Here is a 24,617-nt window from a genome sequence, read left to right on the forward strand (position 1 = left end):
CATGCGCGTGATGGCCCAAGTGGCGATGGTGATGAACCTCGACAAGTGCATCGGCTGCCACACCTGCTCGGTCACCTGCAAGCAGGCGTGGACCAACCGCTCCGGCGTCGAGTACGTCTGGTTCAACAACGTCGAGTCGAGGCCCGGGCAGGGGTACCCGCGCACCTACCAGGACCAGGAGAAATGGCAGGGCGGCTGGGTGCGTACCCGGACCGGGCGGCTCAAGCCGCGCGCCGGCGGCCGGGTGAAGAAGCTGTTCAGCATCTTCGCCAACCCGAAACTGCCGTCGATGCAGGACTACTACGAGCCGTGGACCTACGACTACGAGCACCTGCTGACCGCACCGGCCGGCAACGACTTCCCGGTGGCCCGGCCCAAGAGCCTGCTGACCGGACAGGACACGAAAGTCACCTGGTCGGCGAACTGGGACGACTCGCTCGGCGGCGGCAACGAGGTCCTCCAAGGTGACCCGATCCTGCAGAAGGTGTCCGACCAGGTACGCCAGGACTACGAGAAGGCGTTCCTGTTCTTCCTGCCCCGGATCTGCGAGCACTGCCTCAACCCGTCGTGTGCCGCGTCGTGCCCGTCCGGGGCGATCTACAAGCGGGCCGAGGACGGCATCGTGCTCGTCGACCAGGACCGGTGCCGGGGCTGGCGGATGTGCGTGACCGGCTGCCCGTACAAGAAGATCTATTTCAACCACCGCACCGGCAAGGCCGAGAAGTGCACCTTCTGCTTCCCTCGCATCGAGATCGGCCAGCCCACCATCTGCTCCGAGACCTGCGTCGGCCGGCTGCGCTACATCGGCCTGATGCTCTACGACGCCGACAAGGTCGCCAAAGCCGCCGCGGTCAAGGACGAACATGATCTGTACGACGCGCAGCGCTCGGTCTTCCTGGACCCGAATGATCCGGCGGTGGCTGCGGCGGCGGAACGGGCGGGGATCCCCGCCGACTGGATCGACGCGGCGAAACGGTCCCCGATCTGGGACCTGATCATGAAGTACGAGGTGGCGCTACCGCTGCACCCGGAGTACCGCACCATGCCGATGGTCTGGTACATCCCGCCGCTGTCCCCGGTCGTGGACGTGCTGCGCGAGACCGGCCACGACGGCGAGGACCCGCACAACCTGTTCGGCGCGGTCGACGCGCTGCGCATCCCGATCGAATACCTGGCCGGACTGTTCACCGCCGGCGACCCGGAACCGGTCCGGGCGACGCTGAACCGGCTCGCCGCGATGCGCTCTTACCAGCGGCGCATCAACCTCGGCGAGACACCCGACGACTCGATCCCGGCCGCGGTTGGCATGACACCGGACGAGATGAACGAGATGTACCGGCTCCTGGCGATCGCCAAGTACGAGCAGCGCTACGTCATCCCGGCCGCGCACGCCGAGGACGCGCACCGCCTCGAACAGCTCGGCACCGAATGCTCACTGGAATACGACGGCGGGCCGGGCATGTACCAGACCGGCCCGTTCGGCGAAGCGTCCGGCACCCCGGTCCCGGTCCAGGTGGAGACCTTCCACATGCTGCGCGACCGGCAGACCTCGGACGGGTTCACCGACGCCGGAGACGAGCCGCGGCGGGTGAACCTGCTCAACTGGGACGGCAACGGCCGTCCCGAGGGACTGTTCCCTCCCCGCCGCGATCCCGGCGCCAACGGCGGGGCCACCAGTGGCCCGGGCGTGATCGACACCGAGGAAGGACCACGATGAGCACCGCGCCGACCTGGCGGGCGGTCGCCGCGCGCGCCGCCTCCCTGCTGCTGCGCTACCCGGACGACACCGTCATGGACGCGCTGCCGCTGATCGACGTCGCCTTGCTGGAGATGCCGCCGGAGGTCGCCGACCCGTTGCGCATGGTCGTCGGGCACCGGGCGGCCACTGACCCGGGTCAGCTGCGCGCGGACTACGTGGAGCTGTTCGACTTCCGCCGCCGCAGCTGCCTGCACCTGACCTACTACACCTGCGGCGACACCCGCAAACGCGGCGAAGCCCTCGCCGATTTCGCCGCCACCTATAAACACGCCGGCCTGGAACTGGTCGACGGCGAGCTGCCCGACTACCTGCCCGCAGTGCTCGACCTCGCCGCCGTCGACGACGCCGGCTGGGGGCTGCTGCGCGACAACCGTATCGGGCTGGACCTGCTCACCGAATCGCTCGGCAAGGACGGCTCGGTCTACCGGCACGCCGCCGAAGCTGTCCGGCGGATGCTGCCGGCCGCCCAGCCCGCCGACCTGGCCGCCGTCGCCCGGCTGGCCCGTACCGGCCCACCCGTCGAACAGGTCGGCCTGGAACCGTTCGGACTCGCCGATGTGACCGGAGGCCGCAGGTGAACACCGTTGACGTCCTGCTGTGGGCGGTCTTCCCGTACCTGTCGATCGTGATCCTGATCGGCGGACTCGTCTGGCGTTACCGCTACGACAAGTTCGGCTGGACCACCCGCTCCTCCCAGCTGTACGAAACCACTCTGCTGCGCTGGGCCAGCCCGATGTTCCACTTCGGGGTCCTCATGGTTCTGGTCGGGCACATCGGCGGCCTGCTCATCCCGAAATCGTGGACCGAAGCCGTCGGGATCACCGAACACACCTACCACCTGATGGCCGTGTTCGTCGGCACCGTCGCCGGGCTGTGCACCCTGATCGGCATGGCACTGCTGATCGCCCGCCGCCGGCTGACCGGGCCGGTGTTCGCCGCGACCACCAAGAACGACAAAGCCATGTACGTCGTGCTCGCCGCGGTCATCGTGCTCGGCCTGTGGGCGACCGTGAAAGCCAACATCGCCGGCGGCGGCTACGACTACCGCGAAACGATCTCACCATGGTTCCGGTCGCTGTTCTACCTCAGCCCCGACCCGGCAATCATGGCCGCCGTGCCGACCAGCTTCCAGATCCACATCCTGGCCGCGTTCACCCTGTTCGCGTTCTGGCCGTTCACCCGGCTCGTGCACGCGTTCAGCGCCCCGGTCGGCTACCTCACCCGACCGTACGTCGTCTACCGGTACCGCGACCCCCGTCCCGGCCTGCGCCCGACTCGTCCCGGCTGGGAAGGCCCACCGAAGCTGCCGACCAGCCCGCCTGGCCGCCGCCGTTGACATCTTTCTGGTCACCGCTTGGCCGCACCGCAGGATGAGACCGTCCTGCCGGTGCTCCGGTTCGATGCCGTTTGCGAGGTAGCAGCTGATGAGTACACGCAGTGCCGCCGCCGGGCCGGCCAGCACCCCGGTGCCCGCGAACGCCGTACCGGCCGGCGCCGGCCGGAACCTGGCCCTGGCCACCATCGGATTCACCGTCAACTTCTGGGCGTGGGCGCTGCTCGGCCCGCTCGGCCCCGGCGTCAAGGAACGCCTCGGCCTCAGTTTCGCCGCCCAGTCGCTGCTGGTCGCGGTGCCGGTGGTGGTCGGCTCGATCGGCCGGATCCCGGTCGGCGCGCTCACCGACCGGTTCGGCGCCCGCATCATGTTCCCTGTCGTGTCGGTGGCCACCATCGTGCCCGTCCTGACATTGGCGTTCGTGTCGTCGTATCCGGCGCTGATCATCACCGGGCTGTTCCTCGGCATCGGCGGCACCGCCTTCGCCGTCGGCGTACCCCTGGTCTCCGGCTGGTACCCGCCCGCCAAGCGCGGCTTCGCGATCGGCGTCTTCGGCGCAGGCATGGGCGGCACCGCCATCTCCAACTTCACCACCGTCAAACTCGCCGACACCTACGGGCAGAAAACCCCGTTCCTGCTGGTCGCCGCAATCCTGGCGGCCTACGCCGTGGTCGCGTTCCTACTCATCCGCGATGCGCCGAACCGGCAACGCCCCGCCGGCTCCGCGTGGCAGCGCACCGCCGACGTCGGCCGGCTCCCGGTCACCTGGCAACTGTGCCTGCTGTACGCGGTCGGGTTCGGCGGGTTCGTCGCGTTCAGCGTCTACCTGCCCGCCTACCTGCGCACCGCCTACGAACTGTCCGCCAACGACGCCGCCCTGCGCACCGCCGGGTTCGTCATCCTGGCAGTGATCGCCCGGCCCACCGGCGGCTGGCTGTCCGACCGCTTCCACCCGGTTCCGGTGCTCGTCTGGTGCTTCAGCGGCACTGCCGTGTTCGCCGTCATCCAGGCCTTCCAACCGCCGCTGATGCCGGTCGCCACCATCGCCTTCCTCGGCATGTCCGCGCTGCTCGGCGCGGCCAGCGGCGCCGTGTTCGCCCTCGTCGGCAAGGTCGCCCCGGCCGACAAGGTCGGCACCGTTACCGGTGTGGTCGGCGCTGCCGGCGGCCTTGGTGGGTTCGTCCCACCGCTGATCATGGGATGGGTGTACGGCGTCGAAAACTCGTACTCGATCGGCCTGATGCTGCTGTCCGACGTCGCTCTGGCCGCCGCCGTCTACACCGCCGTCAAGATGGGCACGGTCGGGCGGCCCAAGACCGATTGAAAGGAGCCCGGATCGTGTCTACGTCATCGCTGCCGTCCCTCGCCGCCGAGCATCTCGAGGCGGCTCGGACCTCATCGAGCGGCCGTAGCGCCCACACCGTCGTCGGTGGGCACACCCGCACGCTGCGCCAGACGTTGATCGCACTACGCGGCGGTCAAACCCTCGACGAACACGAGAATCCTGGCGAGGCCACCGTCCACGTCCTGTCCGGACGAGTTCGCCTGGCCACGCAGGAAACCTCTTGGGACGGTGACACCGGGGACCTGCTCGTCGTGCCCGATGCCCGGCACACCCTGTCCGCGCTCACGGACGCCGTTGTCCTGCTGACCGTCGCGAAGCTTCCATAGCCGCCCGGCCAACGAGCCCACACGCCGAGACAATCGGAAGATGCCCGACTGCTGACAAGCTGATCACCCGTCAGTTGCTCAGCTCACCAGCGGATCCGTCATGGCGGGTGGCATCGGGTGTCCGGCGGGGCAGGGTGACGGTGTGGCCGTAGAAGTTGCGGATCGCGGCCACCACCCGATCGAAGTCGTCGAGACCGATCGGCTTGGTGACGTACGCGTTCGCGTGCGCCCGGTAGCTGGCCGTGATGTCAGCCGGCGTCGATGACGTCGTGAACACCACCACCGGGATCGCCTTCAACAGCGCATCGGTCTTGATCACCTGCAGGAGCTGCCGGCCGTCGAGGCGTGGCATGTTCAGATCCAGCAGAATCAGATCAGGCCGCAGCGCACCGGCATACGACCCTTCAGCCCGCAGGAACGCCAAAGCCTCAGCACCGTCCGCGACATGATGCAAGTCGGTGGCGATCCGATGCCCGGCGAAGGCGCTCTCGACCAGCGCCACGTCCCCGAGATCATCTTCGACCACCAGCACCCGCAGCGTCGCGGACAACGTGTCGGCTGTCATGTCGGTCATCCTTACTGCGCGTCGGACGCCACCATGATCGACCATCCGATGGCGTGAGCTCTATTCGGTAGCGATCGTAGAGGCCGCCGGTGGCGGCAGCGTTCGACGCCACTCCGCCAGAGCCATTGCTTCGACGGCATGGCCAACGCCGGTCCGCAAGCGCGGGTTCGACGGCTGAGTTCGCATCGAGGCAACTCGGGAAAGTCGGCTCGGGTGCGCGCACCCTGGCGAGCCGGGACGATTCTCAGTGCGGCGGCGTGGCGCCCAGCACATCAATGGCGCCTTCACCGTGCGGTTCCTGTTCGAGCAACGCCCTCATTACCTCGTCGCCTATCGCCGCGAGCACGGTGACCGCTTCCGCGGACAGCGCGGCCGGCCGGTCGTCCAGGACGCACAAGGTGCCGATCACGTCGCTGCGGAATCGTAGCGGCACGCCGATGTAGAACCGCATGCCGTGTTCGGACACCACCGGATTGGCCTGGCCGCGGTAGGCATCCCGCAGGTCCTCGAAGACCACCGCGCCGTTCTGCAGAACGACCCGGGTACAGGGAGCCCAAGCCGTCGGCAGGCTGCCGGCCTTGGCCAACCGACTTGGCAGGCCATACGAGCCTACGATCCATACCCTGGCCGACAGAACCAGATTGACAGCGACGGCCTTCACCTCGAGCGCGCCGGCAACCGCCTTCGCGAGGGTGTGGAAGTCTGCGGCGAGGGCCGCTCCGGCTCCGGCGAATCGGGAGGCAGCAGCCAGTCGCTGTACCGAATGCAGCGGGCTCGACGCAGCCACCGAACTCCATGGCTGCAATCCGGCATCCCTCTCCCCGCCGTCGCCGGTCGAGGCGATGATGTATTGCTGCATGGTGACCATCATGTTGTCCGTTTCGCCGGGCCGCAGCGCGTATCGCCGTGACACGGTGCACCATCGCTCACCCGCGCCCGGACGTGAGTTCTTGCGGTGCGGACAGGACCTACGTCCCGAACCGCCCAACCCGATCGTTGCCGACAGCGGACGCGGCAAGGGCAGGCAGACAAGAGCAACGCCGAATCCGCGCAGGCGGGCCCGGCCGGGACCGGCAACGCATCGGGACTGGTCCGGTATCTGACGTCCCATACGCGGCGCAGAGGCCGCGCGAGAGACCGTCGCAGAGAGGTGAGGTTGCTCGAAGATGCATTGTCGGACCGCCGCCGGGCGAACACGAGCGCTGGCGGCCTGTTGACGGCGCGGGGACGATCAGCGTCGCCAGTCGGCCGTCCGGTGGCCTGCCACCGCGTACGGCGTCGTACGGCGGCGCCAACACGGGCGGTCTCGGCGTGACAGGATGCGACGTATAGAGCCGCCGTCTTCGTGAACCTGCGACGAGACCCAACCCTGCGGGCAACCACACCGACCGGGCAGCGGCGTACTCGAGCCTCAAGCAGATGCCGTTGTCGCAGCTCGTCGGACATGCCCTTGCTCTGGCCAGCCAAAACGATGCACACAGCACAGGCGTGCTGGATGCCAGATGCGCTCCCGGTGGGTGCACAGGGAACGGGCGCGGTTCGCCCAGGGGCATGCCGGCAGTCATGCCGGTGACTCACCGGGGCCGTCGGGTGAGGCGGCGCTGAGTTGGTTTGCGGCGTGCAGGAGACTGTCACGGACAGCAGCCAGGGCGGTGATGGTGGCGGCCATGTCCGGTGCTGCATCAGAAGCGCGGCTTGTAATGACCTCGGCGGCGTGAACGGAGGCATCGACAGCCGCGCTGGCTTGTAGGGCAGCGGCAAGCAGACGATTGACCAGGTCTTGTACGTCGTTGCGGTTCGCCGACGGCGGTGACGGTCGCATCTTGGCCTCGCGGGGGAGTTCGACCGGGGTGGTCATACCCGATAGTTGCGGCTGCGGCGGTGCGCCACGTCAGCGAGCGCCGCGGCGGCGCGGTGGGCTTCGTGGGCACCGCCAACGCTGTGGTCAGCGATACGGGCGACGGCGCTGGCGCCAACGGCGAATGGCCGCGACCGAAGGCTGCGTCGGTCACGATGCGGCCGATCTTGCGGCTGTAGGTGATCTGCTGTTCGACGGTCGTTGACTTGGGCGTCGACCACGCCAGCTTGCCTGAACGGCCTCGTTCAAGATGGCTCGGTTTCGCCAGTCCATAGGTCGATCATCGAGTACTCCGCCTGGTGAAGCCGGGGAATCGGCAAAGCGACGTCGCTGGGACTTCGTAGCGCCACAGGCGAGTGGGATTCAGTGTGCTCGCTGCTGGCGAAACCGCGAGCCGTCTTCTTGCGGTCGAGGCGACTAACGGATCTTTACGCGCGATGATCGACTGCAACCCGACACGCTCCGGGAGGAAACAGTTGGAGATCAGCAGTCATGTGGTCAACGATGGCGTCGTACGCCTGGCTGTCGCCGGGGACATCGACGAATCCGCTGCAGACCACCTGCACGACGTCATCGTCCACGCGGCGCAGGGCGCCGCCCAGGTCGTCGTCGACCTGACTGGTGTGGGTGTCTGTGACTCCGCCGGTGTCGGCGCTGTCGTGCACGCGTGTACCCGGCTGAACGGGCAGGGTGTGGAGGTGCAAGTGAAGAACCTTCACGCTGCAAACCATCGCTGACACGCGCACCGCGCAGTTCACCTCGCTGAGCAAATCACCAGCCTGGCGGCGGGGCTGATGCTGTTCGACGGAACCTGGCGCAGCGTCAGCGCCAGCACTGGCTCCGCCACCGGCTAGGCCGGCTATGCCAAGCAAAACAGCCCGGCGCGGTAGGCGCGAGCCGGCGCCGTTTCACAGGCCGGTGTCCTTGGGTCGGCGTCACAGACCTGGACCCCGGTGGGACGGCGCGGCGGCGAGCTGGGAGGGTGATCTACGTGGGGAAGCGGATCGCGGTCATCGGCGGCGGCATCGCCGGCCTGGCGGCCACCGTGCGGCTGCAGCAGCGAGCGCCGGCGGACACCGAGATCATTCTGTACGAGCGAGACGCTGCCCTGGGCGGCAAACTCCGTACCGGTGAGCTGGCCGGACTGGCGGTCGAGCAGGGCGCCGAGTCGTTCCTGTTCAGCGCCCCGGACGGCGCCGAGTCCGCGGCGGTGTCCCTGACCCGGCGACTCGGACTCGGCGACGACCTGGTGCATCCAGCGCCGCGCCCGGCCGCCCTGGCGATCGGCGGCCGACTGACCCCGATTCCGCCCGGGACCATGTTCGGTATCCCCGGCGACCTGGCAACGCTGGACCGGACGGCGTCGCCGGAGGCCGACGCGGACCGCGACACCGGCCGCCCGCTGCTCGCCCCGGGCGAGGACATCACGGTCGGCGAGCTGGTCCGCGCCCGGTACGGTGACCAGGTGGTGGACCGGCTGGTCGACCCGATGCTCGGCGGGGTGTACGCCGGGCGCGCCGACCGGCTGTCCCTGCGGGTCACGATGCCGCAGCTCGCCCGCACCGCGGAAGCCGAACACACCCTTCGCGACGCCGTCCGGGCCGCTCAGGCGCAGTCCAAACGAACGCCAGGCAGGCCGGTCTTCGCCGCTGTCCGGGGAGGGATGAGCCGTCTGGTGGCGGCCGCCGCGTCGGCCAGTGACGCCCGGATCTGCCTCGGGCAGCCGGTGCGTGAGCTCACGCGTACCCCGAAGGGTTGGCGTCTGACGTTCGGGCCTGCGCCGGCTCCGCAGACCGACGACGTGGATGCCGTGATTCTGGCGGTGCCGGCGAAGCCGGCCGCCCGGTTGCTGGCCGAGGCCGCGCCGGAGACCGCGCAGGCGGTCGGCGCGCTGCAGTACGCGAGTGTCGCGCTGATGGCGATGGCCCTGCCACCCGGGACCGCCTTGCCGGACCTGTCAGGTTTCCTGGTGCCGCCGGGCGAGGGCACACTAGTCAAAGCCGCGACGTTCTTCACTCGTAAATGGCCGCATCTCACCGACCCGGACGGACCGGTGATCGTGCGGGCCTCACTGGGCCACGCCGGTGAGGAACAGCGTCTCCAACACGACGACGAGACGCTCTTCCTCCAGACTCACGCGGAGTTGTGCGAGCTGGTCGGTGTCAAGCTGCCGGCGCCGGCCGAGTTCTGGCTCCGGCGCTGGGGCGGCGCCCTGCCGCAATACGCCCCCGGCCACGGGGACCGGATCTTGCAGGTCCGGGCCGGGCTGCCGCCGGGGCTGGCGCTGGCCGGGGCAGCGTTCGACGGGGTCGGCATCCCGGCGTGTGTGGTCAGCGGTGAACGTGCGGCCGGCGATGTGTGCAAGCACTTGGACGGCGCATGACCGAGCAGAGCAACGCGGCCCGGATCAATCGGTGTTGGGCTCGAGCGTTTGGTTAGCGCCTCGGCCGGGTTGACGCGTCTCCTGTGTTATGGCGTCACTCGTCGTCGTTCTCGGAAAGAGAGCAAGCGGGAAAGCGTCAGCTCGGGTCCATAGCGAGTCGATGACCGGCGATGGCGGCGTATCGAGGGGTCTTGTTGCCGCTTACGTGAGTCGGAGTGTGGTCAGGCAGGTCGGCGCCTGCTCGCCGGTGGCGATTTTCGTCTGCCCGGTTTTGCCGTCATGGGTGATCCGCAGCGTGGCTGTGATGCCCTGGGGTAGCCAGAGCCCGACGAACCCGTTGTCGAAGGTGGTCCGGACCTCGTCAACCAGTACTTTGCTGTTCGTCTCGTCGACGATCTTCACCTGCACGTCTTGGTCGGCGAGTTCGCCCTTGCAAGTGGTGAGGGAGTGGTAGAAGCATTGGTGCGTCTGGTTCGCGTACGGCGCCACGGACAGGTAGAACTGGCCATCGGGTATGTCGAGTTGGTATTCCTGTGCCCCGCTGGAGATCACCAGTTCGTGGGGTCGAACTGAGGCTTTCAGCGCGGTCGGCCGTTCCGCGACGCTCAGCCGGTCGAGGTGGTCGATAAGTTCGACGGTGTTCTTGCCTGCAAGGCCGTGGGTCGCGAGAAGTGCATCGGCCTGTCCGCTCGCTGAGGTTGCGGTTGCGGTTGCGGTTGCGGTTGAGGGTACGGCGTTCGATGCGGTCACGGGATCGTCGGCCGTCGCGCAACCGGCCAACAGCAATGCGGACACCGTTGTGGCGACGATGAAGACTTTCATTTTCACCCTCACCTCCGCTACCAGACCAGATCCATCGGATCGCTCCTCGTCAACGACGGCTGACACGGCTGATGCCGTTGATCGAAAGCCGTAGAGTGCCCGGTCTTCACTTTGGCAGCGGTATCCGACTCCGCTGTGGCGCCTCGACAGGTGCGGAAGATCGAAGAACGACTCAACTCCCGTGCCGAGCGGGATGACCGGTGTTGTTCGTTGTGGCGAACCCGGCATGCCCGCACACCGGCCCCCTCCGGCTGCGTGCAGCTGTGGATAACGTTGCGCGGTGCTATGCCAACTGATCCGGGGTTGCGGGACGTTTTAGCCGCACCTACGCGGGCCCGCCGAGGGGCCACTAAGGGAAGGGCCCGCGTAGGGGGTGGTGTGCCGGACACCTGGGGGTTTGGGTTCGGCACACCGGGGCCGCCTGGGCTCGCGCTTAGGGGAGCAGCACCAGGCGGGCAGGGACGCGGCTGGCCAGTACGTCCTCGATCGAGGAGTTGATGTCCTCAAGCTTGCGGGTCTCGTACAGCACCTCGGTCCGGCCAGCGGCTTGCAGCCGGAACACCTCGGCCAGGTCGGCGCGGGTGCCGACGATCGAGCCGATCACCCGGATGCCCTTGAGCACGGTTTCGAAGATCGGCAGCGACATCGCGTTGTCCTTGGGCAGCGACACCAGAATGAGTCGGCCACCGCGGCGCAGCGACGCGTGGGCCTGTTCGATAACCCGCGGGTCGGCGGCGAGGACGACTGCGACGTCAGCGCCGCCGAGCGCTTCGATCGCCGCGACCGGGTCGGTGTCGGCGGCGTTCACGGTGTGCGCGGCGCCGAGCTGCCGGGCGAGGGCGAGTTTCTCCTCCGTGACGTCCACGGCGATGGTTTCCCCGCCGAAGATCTGCGCGTACTGCTGGGCAAGGTGGCCGAGTCCACCGATGCCGAAGATCGCGACCCGGTCGCCGGGGGTGACCCCGCCGACCTTGACCGCTTTGTAGGTGGTCACGCCTGCGCAGGTCAGCGGCGCGGCTTCGGCGGGGGCGATGCCGTCGGGTACCCGGACGACGTAGCGGGCATCGGCGACCAGGTATTCGGCGTGTCCGCCGTCGATCGCGTAGCCGGTGTTGAGCTGTGCCTCGCACAGCGTCTCCCAGCCGGTGATGCAGTACTCGCAAGTTCCGCACGCGAAGCCGAGCCAGGGCACGGCGACTCGGTCTCCGACGGCCGGTGCGGCGACACCTTCGCCGGCCCTCTCGACTATGCCCACACCTTCGTGGCCGGGGGTGAACGGCAGAGCCGGCTTGACCGGCCAGTCACCGCGGGCGGCGTGGATGTCGGTGTGGCACAGGCCGCTTGCTTCGAGCCGCACACGGATCTTGCCGGGTCCCGGCTCCGGGATGGGCACCTCCTTGATCTCCAGAGGCTGGTTGAACGCGGTGACCACGGCGGCACGCATGATGTGCTCCTTCCTTGCGCTTGCGTATCCATCGTCGTCCGGCGTGTCCCAGCCGGTCAGGGCCGATGGACCCGTAATCCGGGACCTGTAGATCATGTCGTTGAGTTCGGCGGCCGCAGGGCGGACAGCGACCGCCGAGTCCGCTGGACGTCCCCCGGATTCGCTGTTGCTATGCGACGCTGTTGTGGTTGAACGTCGGGTGGCTCCTCGCGAACCCCATGGTTGCGCTCTGATCGGCGTCAGCCGGAGAGCCAGTCATGCCGGCGTACAAGACGGTCACCCGGAGAGTCGGGGGGTTCTCTCGGGTGGCCGTCTTGTACAACCGGAGGCTGGCAGCGTTCGGCGGAGTGGAGCTCCAAGTCGGCGGATAGACCGTGGGTCGTTTCCGCTCGAAGGGAACGATCCCGGCTGGCTGAGGACTCGGAGCGGCCGAGCAGCGCCCCGCTGGCGTGCGGCCTTGACGAGGTCGCTGCTGCAGCGATCTGCGTTGTCCGACCGGGACGAAAGTCCCGGTATCGAGTAGTGGTTGCTCTTCTACCCAGCGATGCGAGCAGTGATGCTCGCAGCATGACCAATACCGGTGGAGTGCCACGGGACCCGGCCCGGCCCGCGGGTGTCGGTCTGATCCCACGCCTGTTGATGTCGCCGTTCAGTGGGCTGCTGCCGGATGGGCTGGTGGTGTTGCGCTACACGTCGTCGGCCGGGGCGCTGATCACGCTGCCGGTCCAGGCTGCCGCTACGACACCTCACGGTCTCACTTTCGTGGTGGCCGTCGGGCAGGCGTCAACGAAGCGGTGGTGGCGGCACTTCCGTCGGCCGGCGCAAGTGCAGGTGTGGCTGTCTGGCACCTGGCACCCTGCGATCGGTCAGGTGAAGGACTCTGCTGCGGCTTTCGATGTGTATCGGCGGCGTTTTTCCCGCGCGCGTCCGGACGGTACGTGGGTTCTGGTGGAGTTGCGCTTCATTCAGCCCGCCACCTGATCCGGTGCCGCTGCGGGGTACCCGGCTACAGCGCCGGTGGATCGCTGTTGTAACCGTCGGCGAGTTCGTCGGCTTTGCGGTTTCGGCCATGGTCGGAGCTTTCACCGCGCGGGCATCTGCGGCGGTGATGCTGCCCGCCGTGTTGGCAGCAGGTGCGGTGGAGGGTGCGCTGCTGGGCGGGTCGCACGCGATCGTGTTGCGCCGAGCGATATCCGGTATCAGCTCGCGGCGGTGGGTCGGCGTGACGGCGGCCGCTGCGGTCGTCGCGTACGCGATCGGGATGCTGCCCAGCATGCTCGCCGGCCGCCTGTCGCAGGTGCCGCCAGGGCTGCTGGCCGTTGCCGTGGCCGTACTCGGAACCGTGCTTCTGGCGTCGATCGGGTTCGGGCAGTGGTTTGTGCTGAGGCGGGTGGTACGCCGGTCGGCGAGTTGGATCGTGATCACCGCGGTCGCCTGGACGGTGGGCCTCGGCGTGTTCCTCGGCTTCACGACGCTGTTGTGGCGCCCGGGACAATCCGTCGCCGTGATCACCCTGATCGGAATCGTAGGCGGTCTGCTGATGGCAGCTACCACCGCAACGATTACCGGAGATGGTCTGCGTCGGCTCCTCGCCCGCCGGTCGAGCGACGTGGTTGCGTTGTGATCAGAGCTGTCGGTTGTGACATCGCAGGAAGGCGCCTACGGGGTACGGGGAGCCTGTCAACGCTGGTCGGGCCGTTAGTCACGATCAGCGCTCCTGCCGGTCTGAAACCTGCTTAGGTGACATGGTGTGCGTCCGAACAGCGCTGTCCGACCGGCTGGCGCCGGTTACACCGGCAGGCGTCTTGCCGAGCGGACAATGCCGTCGGAATATCTGCCGGTTTTGCCGCCGTCCTACAGGGCACTCGTGATCACGGTGGTGCGCCGCGAAGGCTCTCCTGCGCTGACGCGCCGGGACCGGTTGGACGTGCCAGTATCTGCCAGCTCGGAGCCGGCAGGGGCCCGCGACGCTGTCGCTTGTACGGGAGGACACCTGATGAAGGAAGATGTGGACACCCGTCAGGTGCTGCTGAACGCAGCCCATGCAGCCCGGTTTGCGCCGTCGATCCACAACACCCAGCCCTGGCGGTGGGTCGTTCACGCCGACCGGATGGAACTGCACCCGGTGCACCGCCGGCAGTTGCAGTTCCAGGACCGTGACGGGCAGATGCTGTTGATCAGCTGCGGAACCGCCCTGCATCACGCGCAAGTTGCGTTGAGCGCCGGCGGCTGGCAGTGCGTGGTCGACAAGACCGTTCCTGGCCCGCTGGCCGTGGTCCGCATCGAGGGGCGGACTGTTGCCGATCCGGCAGCGATCCGGCTGCTGGAGCAGTTGCCGGTGCGGCACACGGATCGGCGGACGGTCAGCGACGAACCGGTCGCTCCCGCCGTTCTGGATGCGCTGATCGCGGCCGCTGAAGGAGTCGGCGTCCGGTTGCATCTGCTGACCCGGGACCAGGAAATCGACCTCGCTGTCTTGGTGGAACGTGCCCAGAAGACAGAGAGCGCCGACGAACGGCTGCGGGGCGAGACGGCGGTCTGGGTCGGTGGTGAGCGGGCTGACGGCGCCGGCATTCCCGACGCGAACCTGCCGGCGACGATGCCTCAGACCACGGTCGCGGAACGCGATTTCGGCACTGCGGGCACCCTCGCGCCCGGCTCAGGGCATGACAACGCCGCCAGCTACGCGGTGCTCTACGGAACAGGCGACGAACCGATCGACTGGCTCCGTGCCGGCGAAGCCCTCAGCGCGGTGTGGCTGACCGCCACCGAGCTCGGTGCCGCTCTACTGCCGATGAGCAGCCCGATCGAGGTGTCGTTCACCCGCCATCAGCTGGATCGCATGCTCGGCGAAATCGGTCTGCCGTACCTCGTCATGCGTCTGGGCACTCCCAACCCGGAGTCCGGCGGTCCCGGCAGGACCCCTCGTCTGCCTGCTGAGCAGGTAATCGAGCTACGCGACTGAACTCTGCTCGAGACACGACACCGGCCAGGGTTTCGCCACCGGAGAGTCGTGGCCCTACGCGGAATCCGGGCCGGCGTCGAAGTCCGGGGCGACACTGTGAAGGCTTCGCGAAGCATCTCGGACACCATCGCGGTCGGGCGTGCCCAGGCCAAGAGGCCCCCGGTGTCGTTACCGCTGGCGCTGCCGGACCGCGTGCCGATGACCCTGGCGTGGGCCGTCATGCGCATGCCGGAGCAGGATGCGGTCGAGCAAGCTCTCCAAGAGAGGTCCGGCAACCATCAGGACCGCCAGTAGAAGCAGGATGACGCCGACAATCAGTGGCCTCATGTCGTCCTCCTCTCGGCCGGCAGCGGCATTGCCCTGTGCGACCGCCCGCTACTGAGCTCATCCGTCATGGTGCGACGCCGGCACCTCAGCCGTGCAGGGCCATTCGGCCCCGTCCAGGGATGCATGTACGGGACTTTCGACCCGGCCTTGTCGGCCCTATCCGCAAGGTCCGTAGGCGGGCACGCTTAGTAAGCAAGTGAACGGTCGATTCCAAGCCGGTGAGGATTGTGCTCACCGATTGGGGGTAAGCCGGGCGCTGGTCGAAGCCCTTCTTAAGAGGCTCGAATCCCTGCCACAGAGGAGTACAGATGAGCACCGCGGCCGCCAAGGTCAACCGGATTGGTCCGGCCAAGCCCGTCCGTGTGATCGCCATACTGCTGATGCTCGCCGGCCTGGTCATGGTGGTTGCCGGAGCCACCACGTGGTTCACCGTGCAATCTCAGCTTGCCGACGAGCGAATCACCGTCTCCGAGGACGCGGACTGGTTCGCCGGGGAGAAGATCGATGGCCCGCTTACCGCGTATGCGGAGGCGCAGATCATCGAGAAGCACGCGCTGGAGTCCAGCGGCGGCAAGACGTACGCCGAACTCGACCGTGAGGACCCGGCCCGGCAGACCGTGATGAACGGCTCCTTCCTGCGAGCCTCGCTTTTCACGTCGGTGGTCTCCTTCGGTATCGCCGCCATGGCGATGGGGCTCGGGGTCGTCATCGCCCTGATCGGCTACGCCCAGTTCCTGCTCGCTCGCAGCCTCGCTGCAGCACTGGAGGCGGCAGCCTGACACCGAGCATCTGCGCTTTGCTGAGTCCATCAGACGGCGCCCGGCAATCGGCGGGCGCCGTCTTTTCGTCCCTCCTGAGGGCTGCGCGGTGTCCCCCGTCTGGCGAGTTGAGAACGGGCGGCGGGGAGCAGGCGACTGCGGCTATGGCCGAGAGCATTGGCGTGACCAACGACCGTAGTTTCGCTACGGAAGCGTAGCGTAGTCTCGAGCGGTGACCACTACGTCGAGGCCGGCCGTCGAGCGCGTCCAGCCACCCAAGGCTCCGTACCGTGTTGTCAATCGCGTCATGCGGTGGTTGTTGTCCTCGCCGCGACGTGCTCAGGGCGTCGGCCGGCACCTGCTGCTATTGCACGTCGTCGGCCGTAAGAGCGGCCGTCGATTCATCCTGCCGGTGGCCTACCGCGCCATCGCCGACGGTCGCCTGCTGGTGCTGACCAGCTCCGGCTGGCGTGCCAACCTGCGCGGCGGCACTAACGTCGGCGTCACCATGTTTGGCGAGCGCCGCCAGGCGCGGGCCAACCTGGTGGAGGACCCGCAGACGGTCGCCTCCACATACCTGTACCTCATCGAAGAGGTGGGCCACGAGAAGGCTGGCCGCCGCCTGGGCATCCGGATCAACGTGCCTCGTCTCCCGACGCTCGCCGAGCTGGAGGAGGCCGCTCGCCGCGACGGTCTCTCGCTGATCTATCTCACCGTAGACGGCCCGCGATGACCGGTCCGATCCTGGTCACCGGCGCGACCGGCAACGTCGGCGGTGGAGCCGCTCGGTCGCTGCTGGCCGCCGGCCTACCTGTTCGTGTGGCCGGCACCAACGTGGAGGGGCTCCGCGAACGGTTCCCCGGCGCCGAGACGGTACGCCTCGACTTCTTCGACGCGCAGACGTTCGATGCCGCGGTGGCAGGTACCAGCGGCTTGTTTCTCGTCCGTCCACCGGCGATCTCACGGGTCGGTCCCACGCTCAATGCGCTGCTCGATGCCGCCGCCCGCCGTTCCCGTGTGCACGTGGTGTTCGTATCGGTCGCCGGGGCGGACACCAACCGGATCGTCCCGCATCACCGGGTGGAGAAGCATCTGCGCGCCTGCGGCCTTCCCTGGACGATCCTACGACCCGGTTTCTTCGCCCAGAACCTTGCTGACGCGTACGCCGACGACATCCGCACGGAGGACCGGATCTACCTGCCGGCGGGGCACGGGAAGGTCGCCTTCGTCGACACCCGCGACATCGGCGCCGCAACCGCGGTGATCTTCGCCGCGCCCGACGCTCACCGGAGTGCCGCATACACGTTGACCGGTCCGGAGGCCGTCGATTTCGACACGGTGGCGGGGTTGCTGACCGGGACCCTCGGCCGCACTATCAGCTATCAGCCGGCCACGATCGCGGGCTACCTGCGGCATCTTCGCCGGCAGCGGCTGCCGATCGCTCAATGCCTGGTGCAGACCGTCCTGCACACCGGCCTGCGTCGCGGGCAGGCAGAACGCGTCGATCCGGCCCTGGCGCGGTTGCTCGGCCGGGCGCCGAGGACCCTGGCACAGTATGTGAGCGACCACCGGAAATCGTGGCCGCCGCGATAGCTCGAGGAGGGCATGGTGACCGGGCGTACGGACCCACGGGTGCTGCGTAGCCGCGCCACATTGCTGAACACGACGCTGCGGCTGCTCGCCGAGCGCGGCATCGCGGCCACGACCATAGAGGCGATCGCCGAACAGTCCGGAGTCGCGAAGACCACCATCTACCGCCAATGGGATAGTCAGCCCGCCCTGGTCCTGGACGCGTTCGGCAGCATCCTGCAAACCCCCTCCGACCCAGACACCGGCTCCCTGTACGGCGACCTGATGGAGCTACTCACCGGCCTCGCCCGATCGTTGTCCACCGGGCCCGCCGCCGGCCTGATGTTCGCGCTCATCGACGCCGCCGAACGCGACCCCGCGTTCGCCGCCCTGCACCGCCGGGAAGCCGACACCCGACACAGTGTGATCGTCGCGGTCATCCGACGCGGCATCGCACGAGGGGAACTACCCGCCGGCACCGACCCGGCCGAGGTCCTGGACATGCTCGCCGGCCCCCTGTTCCACCGCAGAGCGATCTCCGGGGCTGTGGTCGATGCCGCCTATGCCGAGAGTGTCGTCAATCGTGTCCTCGCCGCGTACGGCGCCGCAGGCTGATCAAACACCAGCCGGTGCGTGAGCGCGGCGGCGCGGCGACCGATCACCGCAGCCGTGTTCTGCTACCGCCTGGATGACGTGCCAAGAATCGGCGCGTAGCCCAGCGGGTGCTCGCCGGCGACCGGTAGCAAGGGCCTTGGCGTGTAGCGATGCCGCCCGGAGGCACTGCTCGCCTTGGGCGGCATCGCCGTGTGTGATGAACCTCAGCTCAGCGGAATCTTGACTCCGCCCGACAGGAACGAGTCGTGCAGTTCGATCGCGGTGAGCTCGGTGCCCTTGGGTACGTCGTAGACAAGCTGGCCCTTGACCTGGTTCCCGGGATTGATCTGCTCCAGGAAAGTGCTCGCGTCACCGGCGAGTGCCAACTCGGCTGCGCTGTCGTTGGAGTACTGCGTGCCCGCCGCGTCGTAGGCCTTCTGGCTGGTGCCGTCGAACGTCTGGGCCTCCTCGCCGATGTTCTTCACCGTGAGGCTAACGATGCAGTAGGTGCCCTGAGCCTTCTGGGCGAGGGCCGACTTGCCGACGCTGGACTTGGAGCAGTCCAGCTTCGTGACGGTGAACTCGAACTTGCCGTCGCGGGCGGGCTTGCCCATCTCGCCCGGGACGGCGTTCTTGCCGGCGGCGTTCTCATCGAGGGTTTCCACTACCTCATTCGCCGCGGTTCCGAGGGCGGCGAAAATGCCGACACATCCGAGGACCATGACGAGGAAGATGCCGCCCACGATCCACGGCCACTTCTTCTTCTTCTTGGGCGGCGGGGCTTGCATCACCACGTATTGGGGGGCCGCAGGGCCGTTCGGACCGGTCGGCGGGAACTGGTCGTGCTGAGGGGTTGTCACAGGTGGCTCCATGGACTGGTCTGGTTGGACTGTTGGTGGCGGGCCCCAGTCCGAAGCCCGGCCGGGAAGTCATTCAACCGGATGGGTCAGCCAAGATCACTCCGCGCTGTGGACCGGTAACGGTGGCGGTCGAGCGCGGCTCGTGCACTATTCGGCGGCCGTGCGGGAGCTTGACAGACGCTCATGATCAACTAAAGGTCAGTTCAAGAACCTCGTGATCTGCCTGTTACATGAGCATGTGTAAAGCCTGCTCACCGAGGCACACGCCGTCGCTGGCTCCTGCGGCAGGGCGATGTCATCGGATCGACGCGATCGCTTAGGCAGGCTTGCGGCGTTTCGCCTGACGGCCCTTGAGCCAGCGCGGCGGTGCCGCGCCTGCATGCTCTTCGCCTGTCGGGCCGCCCCAGAATCGCGGCTAGGAGATCAACTGTGAGCCGCTCGTCACCGTCAGCGACCGGGCTCCTCGCCGGCCGTGGACCGAGGTGCCGATACCAGCACCTACCAGGGCCATCGGCCCCTACTGCTCGGCGCTGCTTCCGATCATATTGGAGGTACGCCCGTCGAATCGGAAACGGACGACGACCTCGAGGAGGCGACCATGACCGTCAGCGATCTGGTCATCGAGCCGCAGGTGCACACTCACGGCGACGTCACGCCGGAAGCCGAGGACTACGCCCGAGAGAAGGTGATATCGGCGTTGCACCACGCCCCGGCTCCGTTGCTGCGAATCCGGCTGAACCTGGACGCTGCGGCGCCCGGACCCCGCATCGACGTACACGCCGATGTCAACGGAGTCGGTATCCACGTTCACGCTGTCGGCGAGACGATGCAGGAAGCCACTGACCTGCTGCAAGAGCGGCTGCGCTCGCGTCTGCGTCACATGCGCCGTCGTCCGGCACAAGGTCTCCGATCTCGAGCTTCGTGATTCCTGACCAGCGGAGGGCAGGCGTCGATCGGTCTGCCCAGTGACCCAAGAGCCACCGGCCACGGTGCGTGAATGGTTCGAAGCTGCGCGGTCGGCGACAGTCCGGCCGCGCAGCACTGTTTACAGAAGCTTTAGCGGGCCGACAGAGGGCTCGGCTCGTTGTCGGGGGGTATGCCGCGTCACTGTTCGGAGCGGCTCGAACCCGGGCCACGCTCATCAAGGCCGCGGTAGGCGCATCCCGGCGAGGGCGACAGATAGCGCGTCTGGCGGGTGTTTGGTCGTCGGCCGTTCGCTTGATGGGGCTGGGCAGCTGCGCGACTGTTCGAGCGGGTCGGTTCCGCACAGCGGGTTCCGTCAGGGCGGTCAGCTGTACGAGCGGCCGGGTCGCCGATCGGCGACCCGGCTTGCTCCGCATGGCTGTTCAGATGAGCCAGCGGTTCTTGCGCACGACAGGCAGGCTGCTCCACCAGCGGCCGAGACCCCAGACGTGGCCGGCGTAGGTAAAAGCGGCGGTGATGGCGGCAAGTGCGTAGACGACGTGGTAGTCGACGAGCGGGTTGGTCGAGCCGCTCGGTTCGCCGGAGGCGGTGGTCTGAGCCAGCGGCAGTTCAGCGAGCCACATCATGGCCATCATCAGCATTGCCGCGACGGCTGCGATCCGCAGGCCGATGCCGAGGATCAGGGCCAGGCCGATGCCGAGCAGGCCGAGCATGAACAGCCAGTTCGTCCAGGTCTGCCCGGCGATCGAGTGGAAGAAGTCCTGGAACGGGCCCATCTCCACCGAGGAAAGGAAGCCCTTGGTGGGAGAGCCGCCGTTGATCCATGCCCGTTCGGTCGGGGTGGCGTATCCGAGCCCGAACATCTTGTCGAAGAACGCCCACAGGAACACGAACCCGGTGCTAATGCGCAGCACGGCGAGAGCCTTCGCGGCACTCTTAGTGATCATAGGGCCGGGCGCCTCGACGGTTTCGGGGTGAACCACAGGGTTCCGGCCGACGGTTGTCATCACTGCCTCCTTCATCGATACCTACAGTTCTAGATTGCGCTTACGCTGGCGACGGCGCCCGTGCTCAATCGCCTGTCGCGGCGGGACCAAAGTCCCTTCGATCTGGAGACGGTGACGGCCACGGCCCACCGATTCCGGCGGGCTGTGATGAGCGGGAGCCGGCATCTCGCGGTGGAGCTCGAACTGCTGGCGGTGTCACACGGACATGGCGGCCCAGCGGACGACGCGGGTGTGCTGCGCGCGACCCGGTGCCGCGCGAGGGCCGCATCGCTCCCTGCGGTGAGAACGCCGTCCCAAGCGCTTGCGGATCGCCCGTCGCCCGAAACCGATACCGCTTGCTACGGCGGGCATGACGCCGGTAGTCGGAATGGGTGCCGACACGGTGCTGCTGGATGCCCGGTAGGCGTCGTGGATGGCACTCGCTACCGAAGCCGAGGTCGGGTTGTGTCCACCCTCCAACCGAGGCGTCCGGGCAGGAGCGGGGGAATGCATCGCCCCTGCCCGCGCCGTGGTGACTGGCGCGGATCAGGGGCGGTGCCGGACGGATTCAGCAGGACTGGTAGTCGACGGCCCTATCCAGGGCCTCGGTGACGTCACGGCGGGCCGTCGGCCGGGTCGTCTGCCCGTAACCGATGCGTAGGGCGATCTGCGGATACCCTGTGCGGCCCAGGGAACGGCGTAGCTGGTCGCGGGCGGCTGGCACCTCGATCGGCTGGGAGATCATCGACGCTGACAGGCCGGCGTCGGTGGCGGTGAGTAGGACCTTCTGCAGGGCCTGGCCGGCGACGATCTGGTCGAGGCGCCGATCGCTCGGGACGCCGAGGATGCCGACCAGGGGTTCGGGCTCGTAGTCACGGCCAGGAGCGCGGTGCCGATCGGCGAAAGCGCGTTGCGGGAGCAGATCCTGAGGTTCGGTGACGGGTGCGCCGGCGTGTGACGGGATACCGTCCGGGGCGGCGTCCGCGTCAGTCCACGTGATCATTTCGGCCTGGTAGTTCAGGTCGCGTCGCAGGACCCGGTCGGCGCTGTGGGCGATTTGCGAGAACCCGGCCAGCGCGGTCATCCCGACGAGCAGGTCCAGCCAGGCGTGTTCGCTGCGGGCGGCTTCGATCAGGCGGACCCGCACGTCGGCAGGTACCGGATCCGGCCAGAACGGTGCCCGGTGACTGTGCCGGCGCTCGATGGCGGCGAACAGGTCCCGTTCGGTGTAGGTGGGTGGCCGTTCGTGGCCGGGGGTGAGACGGGCGATCAGGTCGGGCCGTTCCGAGTCCGGGGCCATCAGCACGTCGGCGGGGCGGCCTGCGGCGGTCAGTGCCAGACGTGCGTTGTAGGTTGCCGCGCCGCATGCCAGCCGCATGGCCCACCCGCCGGAGTCGGCGACCTGCAGTTGGCGTGACGGGTCGGCGAGGATCTCGATGGCGCCGCTGTTGAGCCGGAACCGCCACGGCTGGCTGTTGTGCATCGACGGGGCGCGGACACCCGCCGAAGCGGCTCGGAGCAGGTCGGTGTCGTCATAGCCGTTCATGCTCGTACTCCCTTCAGCGGGGCCGGCAACCGGATGCGGGGCTGCGCCTGCTGGTGGTCGGTGGCCGGGCTGGTCCGGCCGTGGCGGTGGGTTGCGGCGTATATCGGGGTCTGGTCGCGTCGGCGTGCAGTCCCGTGCCGGGGCGTCCGAGTGACCGGTACGCCCTGAGGTTGATGATTTGGGCGGTCGGGCCGGCCCGTCGGTCTGCGAATGCTTCTCTTCACGGTGCCTGGAGCTCGGTTCAGTGGTTAGGGCCGAAAGGCCTGTCGTCGGCGGATCGGCCGAGCGTGACCGGGGGCGCGTAAAGCTGCGTCTGGCGCGGCAAGGCCGAATGCTGCGCGGTGTCCCGTAGTGGATGTGGTGAGTCGAGCGCGAAGCCACGGAATCAGCGGCCTGCCGGGCGGATGCCGCGAACGGTTCATTCTTGCTTGCTGGCCTGGGGCGCACTGGCACGTCCGTCAGGCCCATCAGCCCTGGTGGCGCTGGTGACGCAGGTGGTGACATGAATGCCAGAGATTCACTTGTGAACGCTACGTGGGCGGCCTGTATTCGGCCGATCCTTGTGATCGCCGGCGGCTGCGAGATCGCGTGCCGGTCTGCGCGCCGACGTCTATCCCGCTGGTTGCGGTGTGACGGTGGCCAGACCACGGAGCAGAAGGAGGTGTCGGTCATGGATGGCACTGGAGTGGCCCGGGCGATGGTCGGCTACGACGGGTCGGTGCCGGCCGGCGCGGCGATTGAGGTGGGCGCGGCGTTGCTACCGGCCGGGCGGGCCTGGATCACGCACCTGTGGGCGCCGCCGATGGCGGACGAGGCGCTGCGCCGCCGGCTGTGGAAGGGGGCCGGTGGGGTCAACGAGTTCGTCGAGGCGACCGAACGTGAGGGAGCGGCGGAGGCGGACCGGATCGCCGCGATGGGTGTGACGCTGGCGCAGGCCGCCGGGTGGACGGCTGAGCCGCTGGTGGAACGCACCTACGGCGGGGATGGGCTGAGGTTCGCTGAACTGGCCGCCAAGTTCCATCCGGACCTGGTGCTGGTCGGATCCCGCGGGCTCGGTGGAACCAAGGCTCTCGGCAGTGTGGCGATGGCGACGTTGCACCATGCTCACTCGCCGGTGCTGGTGGTGCCGAGCGATCAGCAGCGCGCCGAGTGATGTGGTAACGGCGGCGATCGACACCCCGGTCCGGCGAGCCGGGTCGCCCACCTGTGCAGGCCCCTGTCCACCCGGGTGGACAGGGGCCTGCACAGGTCGGCGGCTGCCATCGGTGATGAGGCACCGGGCCGGCGCCGTGGACCGCGGTGAGGAAACGCCGCTGGCCTGGTTACCAGGACTTACTACCGGCGTGGCCCGATCGGATTCACGGTTGGGCGGCGTGTACGACGGCCACGGTGCAGGCGCTGTGGCGCAGCAGGTGCTGGCTGACCGAGCCGAGCAGCAGGCTGCGCAGGGCGCCGCGTCCGCGGCTGCCGACGACCAGCAGCTGCGCGGTGGTGCTGGCCGTTGTCAGGACGGCCGCGGGGTGCGCGACGACGGCCTCCGACTGAATATGCAGCGCGGTGAACTCGGTGCGGCACTGGTCGACGAGTTCGTCGAACGGGCGCCGTTCCTCGTCGGTGACGGCACGGGTCACCAGGGGCGTGTCCTCCCACAGGCCGGTCACGGGGCGCCAGGCCCGGATTATCCGCAGCGGCGCCTCACGGGACGCGGCTTGCTGCGCGGCGAAACGCACCACCGGCCACGCGTCTGCTGAGTCGTCTGCGCCGGCGACTACCGGTGCGGTTGCGGTGGTGGAGCCGCGGACCACGACGACAGGGCAGCGGGCGTGGGCGCTGATCGCGACGCTGACCGAGCCGAGCAACCCAGCCACTGCACTGTGTCCGCGACTGCCGACCACGACCAGCCCGGCGTCGGAGGATCGGTCGAGCAGTGCCTGCGCCGGATGGGCGTGCAGGGTGACGACCTCGGCAGGCACCGTCGGATGGGTCTGCTTGGCCTGCGTCAGCAACGTGTCGAGCGCGGTGGCGACCGTTCGCTCCCAGTCCCCGCCGGGCCATACGTCCGGTGCCGTCTTCACGTAGTCCGACGGGAGCCAGCCGGGCAGTTCGTGGGCGTACACGATCTCGACCGGTACGCCGGTACGGGCGGCCTCGTCGAACGCCCACACGGTGGCGGCGCGGGCGTCGTCCGAGTGGTCATAACCAACAACGATCTTCTTGGCGTTCATGGCGTACTCCTCTGCGATGCCGTCAACC

Annotated in this window: 25 protein-coding genes; 16 read left to right on the forward strand and 9 right to left on the reverse strand. The window is 68.1% G+C overall.

The annotated features are described in order from the left end of the window. Position 1: 1 nt before the first annotated feature. The 5 genes from narH (at position 2) to OHA21_RS44380 (ending at position 4,763) form a co-directional block, all read left to right on the forward strand. Positions 2-1,717 (forward strand): nitrate reductase subunit beta, encoded by a 1,716-nt coding sequence (gene narH / locus OHA21_RS44360; RefSeq protein ID WP_328465744.1) that lies wholly within the window; start codon positions 2-4, stop codon positions 1,715-1,717. Next, complete coding sequence (gene narJ, locus OHA21_RS44365) at positions 1,714-2,337, forward strand: nitrate reductase molybdenum cofactor assembly chaperone (protein WP_328465746.1); 624 nt, start codon at positions 1,714-1,716, stop codon at positions 2,335-2,337. Before narH ends, narJ begins: the two co-directional genes overlap by 4 nt. Next, a complete protein-coding gene (gene narI / locus OHA21_RS44370; protein ID WP_328465748.1) occupies positions 2,334-3,095 on the forward strand; it encodes a respiratory nitrate reductase subunit gamma in 762 nt (253 codons plus the stop codon). Before narJ ends, narI begins: the two co-directional genes overlap by 4 nt. 85 nt (positions 3,096-3,180) lie before the next feature. Next, complete coding sequence (locus OHA21_RS44375; protein ID WP_442875204.1) at positions 3,181-4,416, forward strand: MFS transporter; 1,236 nt, start codon at positions 3,181-3,183, stop codon at positions 4,414-4,416. A 14-nt stretch (positions 4,417-4,430) separates the two neighbouring features. Beyond that, positions 4,431-4,763 (forward strand): cupin domain-containing protein, encoded by a 333-nt coding sequence (locus tag OHA21_RS44380; RefSeq protein WP_328465752.1) that lies wholly within the window; start codon positions 4,431-4,433, stop codon positions 4,761-4,763. Positions 4,764-4,833: 70 nt separating this feature from the next. Here OHA21_RS44380 and OHA21_RS44385 read toward each other — a convergent pair whose 3' ends face one another. From OHA21_RS44385 to OHA21_RS44395, 3 genes are all read right to left on the reverse strand, one after another. Then, a complete protein-coding gene (locus tag OHA21_RS44385; RefSeq protein WP_328465754.1) occupies positions 4,834-5,328 on the reverse strand; it encodes a response regulator in 495 nt (164 codons plus the stop codon). 244 nt (positions 5,329-5,572) lie between these two features. Then, the gene (locus tag OHA21_RS44390) at positions 5,573-6,241 is read right to left on the reverse strand and encodes a GAF domain-containing protein (RefSeq protein WP_328465757.1); all 669 of its coding nucleotides are present in this window, start codon (positions 6,239-6,241) and stop codon (positions 5,573-5,575) included. Between the two features lie 648 nt (positions 6,242-6,889). Next, positions 6,890-7,186: a hypothetical protein gene (locus OHA21_RS44395; protein WP_328465759.1), complete on the reverse strand. Its 297-nt coding sequence runs from the start codon at positions 7,184-7,186 to the stop codon at positions 6,890-6,892. Positions 7,187-7,554: 368 nt separating this feature from the next. Here OHA21_RS44395 and OHA21_RS44400 point away from each other — a divergent pair, with 368 nt between their 5' ends. Together OHA21_RS44400 and hemG are read left to right on the forward strand one after the other, a co-directional pair. Further along, on the forward strand, positions 7,555-7,923 hold the full coding sequence (locus OHA21_RS44400; protein WP_328465761.1) for an STAS domain-containing protein: 369 nt from the start codon (positions 7,555-7,557) through the stop codon (positions 7,921-7,923). 254 nt (positions 7,924-8,177) lie between these two features. Then, on the forward strand, positions 8,178-9,569 hold the full coding sequence (hemG, locus tag OHA21_RS44405) for a protoporphyrinogen oxidase (RefSeq protein ID WP_442875205.1): 1,392 nt from the start codon (positions 8,178-8,180) through the stop codon (positions 9,567-9,569). A gap of 201 nt (positions 9,570-9,770) precedes the next feature. Here the strand turns inward: hemG and OHA21_RS44410 are convergent, their stop codons facing one another. Beyond that, positions 9,771-10,391, reverse strand: coding sequence for a CueP family metal-binding protein (locus OHA21_RS44410; protein ID WP_328465765.1), 621 nt, complete (start codon positions 10,389-10,391; stop codon positions 9,771-9,773). Positions 10,392-10,824: 433 nt separating this feature from the next. After that, on the reverse strand, positions 10,825-11,835 hold the full coding sequence (locus OHA21_RS44415; protein ID WP_328465767.1) for a zinc-dependent alcohol dehydrogenase: 1,011 nt from the start codon (positions 11,833-11,835) through the stop codon (positions 10,825-10,827). Positions 11,836-12,402: 567 nt separating this feature from the next. Here OHA21_RS44415 and OHA21_RS44420 point away from each other — a divergent pair. The 7 genes from OHA21_RS44420 to OHA21_RS44450 all read left to right on the forward strand — a co-directional run bounded on the left by OHA21_RS44420 (position 12,403) and on the right by OHA21_RS44450 (position 18,069). Further along, positions 12,403-12,816, forward strand: coding sequence for a hypothetical protein (locus OHA21_RS44420; RefSeq protein ID WP_328465769.1), 414 nt, complete (start codon positions 12,403-12,405; stop codon positions 12,814-12,816). Between the two features lie 124 nt (positions 12,817-12,940). After that, positions 12,941-13,459: a hypothetical protein gene (locus OHA21_RS44425; RefSeq protein WP_328465771.1), complete on the forward strand. Its 519-nt coding sequence runs from the start codon at positions 12,941-12,943 to the stop codon at positions 13,457-13,459. Between the two features lie 243 nt (positions 13,460-13,702). Continuing rightward, positions 13,703-14,800, forward strand: a complete 1,098-nt coding sequence (locus tag OHA21_RS44430; RefSeq protein WP_328465773.1) for an Acg family FMN-binding oxidoreductase — start codon at positions 13,703-13,705, stop codon at positions 14,798-14,800. Positions 14,801-15,435: 635 nt separating this feature from the next. Then, complete coding sequence (locus tag OHA21_RS44435; protein WP_328465775.1) at positions 15,436-15,906, forward strand: aromatic ring-opening dioxygenase LigA; 471 nt, start codon at positions 15,436-15,438, stop codon at positions 15,904-15,906. Between the two features lie 211 nt (positions 15,907-16,117). Beyond that, positions 16,118-16,618, forward strand: coding sequence for a nitroreductase/quinone reductase family protein (locus OHA21_RS44440; RefSeq protein WP_328465777.1), 501 nt, complete (start codon positions 16,118-16,120; stop codon positions 16,616-16,618). Continuing rightward, a complete protein-coding gene (locus tag OHA21_RS44445) occupies positions 16,615-17,478 on the forward strand; it encodes an SDR family oxidoreductase (RefSeq protein ID WP_328465779.1) in 864 nt (287 codons plus the stop codon). The genes OHA21_RS44440 and OHA21_RS44445 overlap by 4 nt, the downstream gene beginning before the upstream one ends. A gap of 39 nt (positions 17,479-17,517) precedes the next feature. Next, positions 17,518-18,069, forward strand: a complete 552-nt coding sequence (locus OHA21_RS44450) for a TetR/AcrR family transcriptional regulator (protein ID WP_328465781.1) — start codon at positions 17,518-17,520, stop codon at positions 18,067-18,069. 203 nt (positions 18,070-18,272) lie between these two features. On the opposite strand, the gene OHA21_RS44455 is transcribed toward OHA21_RS44450, so the two are convergent. Beyond that, complete coding sequence (locus OHA21_RS44455) at positions 18,273-18,908, reverse strand: DUF4352 domain-containing protein (protein WP_328465783.1); 636 nt, start codon at positions 18,906-18,908, stop codon at positions 18,273-18,275. 598 nt (positions 18,909-19,506) lie between these two features. On the opposite strand from OHA21_RS44455, the gene OHA21_RS44460 reads away from it, so the two are divergent. Continuing rightward, entirely contained in the window at positions 19,507-19,833 is a 327-nt protein-coding gene (locus OHA21_RS44460) for an HPF/RaiA family ribosome-associated protein (RefSeq protein ID WP_328465785.1), read from the forward strand. 421 nt (positions 19,834-20,254) lie between these two features. Here the strand turns inward: OHA21_RS44460 and OHA21_RS44465 are convergent, their stop codons facing one another. Together OHA21_RS44465 and OHA21_RS44470 are read right to left on the reverse strand one after the other, a co-directional pair. Next, positions 20,255-20,839, reverse strand: coding sequence for a DoxX family membrane protein (locus tag OHA21_RS44465; protein WP_328465787.1), 585 nt, complete (start codon positions 20,837-20,839; stop codon positions 20,255-20,257). A 547-nt stretch (positions 20,840-21,386) separates the two neighbouring features. Beyond that, positions 21,387-22,364 (reverse strand): Acg family FMN-binding oxidoreductase, encoded by a 978-nt coding sequence (locus tag OHA21_RS44470; protein ID WP_328465789.1) that lies wholly within the window; start codon positions 22,362-22,364, stop codon positions 21,387-21,389. 670 nt (positions 22,365-23,034) lie between these two features. Between OHA21_RS44470 and OHA21_RS44475 the strand changes: the two genes are divergently transcribed. Beyond that, positions 23,035-23,517, forward strand: coding sequence for a universal stress protein (locus OHA21_RS44475; protein ID WP_328465791.1), 483 nt, complete (start codon positions 23,035-23,037; stop codon positions 23,515-23,517). A 205-nt stretch (positions 23,518-23,722) separates the two neighbouring features. On the opposite strand, the gene OHA21_RS44480 is transcribed toward OHA21_RS44475, so the two are convergent. After that, positions 23,723-24,589: a universal stress protein gene (locus tag OHA21_RS44480; RefSeq protein ID WP_328465793.1), complete on the reverse strand. Its 867-nt coding sequence runs from the start codon at positions 24,587-24,589 to the stop codon at positions 23,723-23,725. Positions 24,590-24,617: the final 28 nt, after the last annotated feature.

Origin of the sequence: Actinoplanes sp. NBC_00393 (assembly GCF_036053395.1) — a bacterium.
Lineage (GTDB): Bacteria > Actinomycetota > Actinomycetes > Mycobacteriales > Micromonosporaceae > Actinoplanes.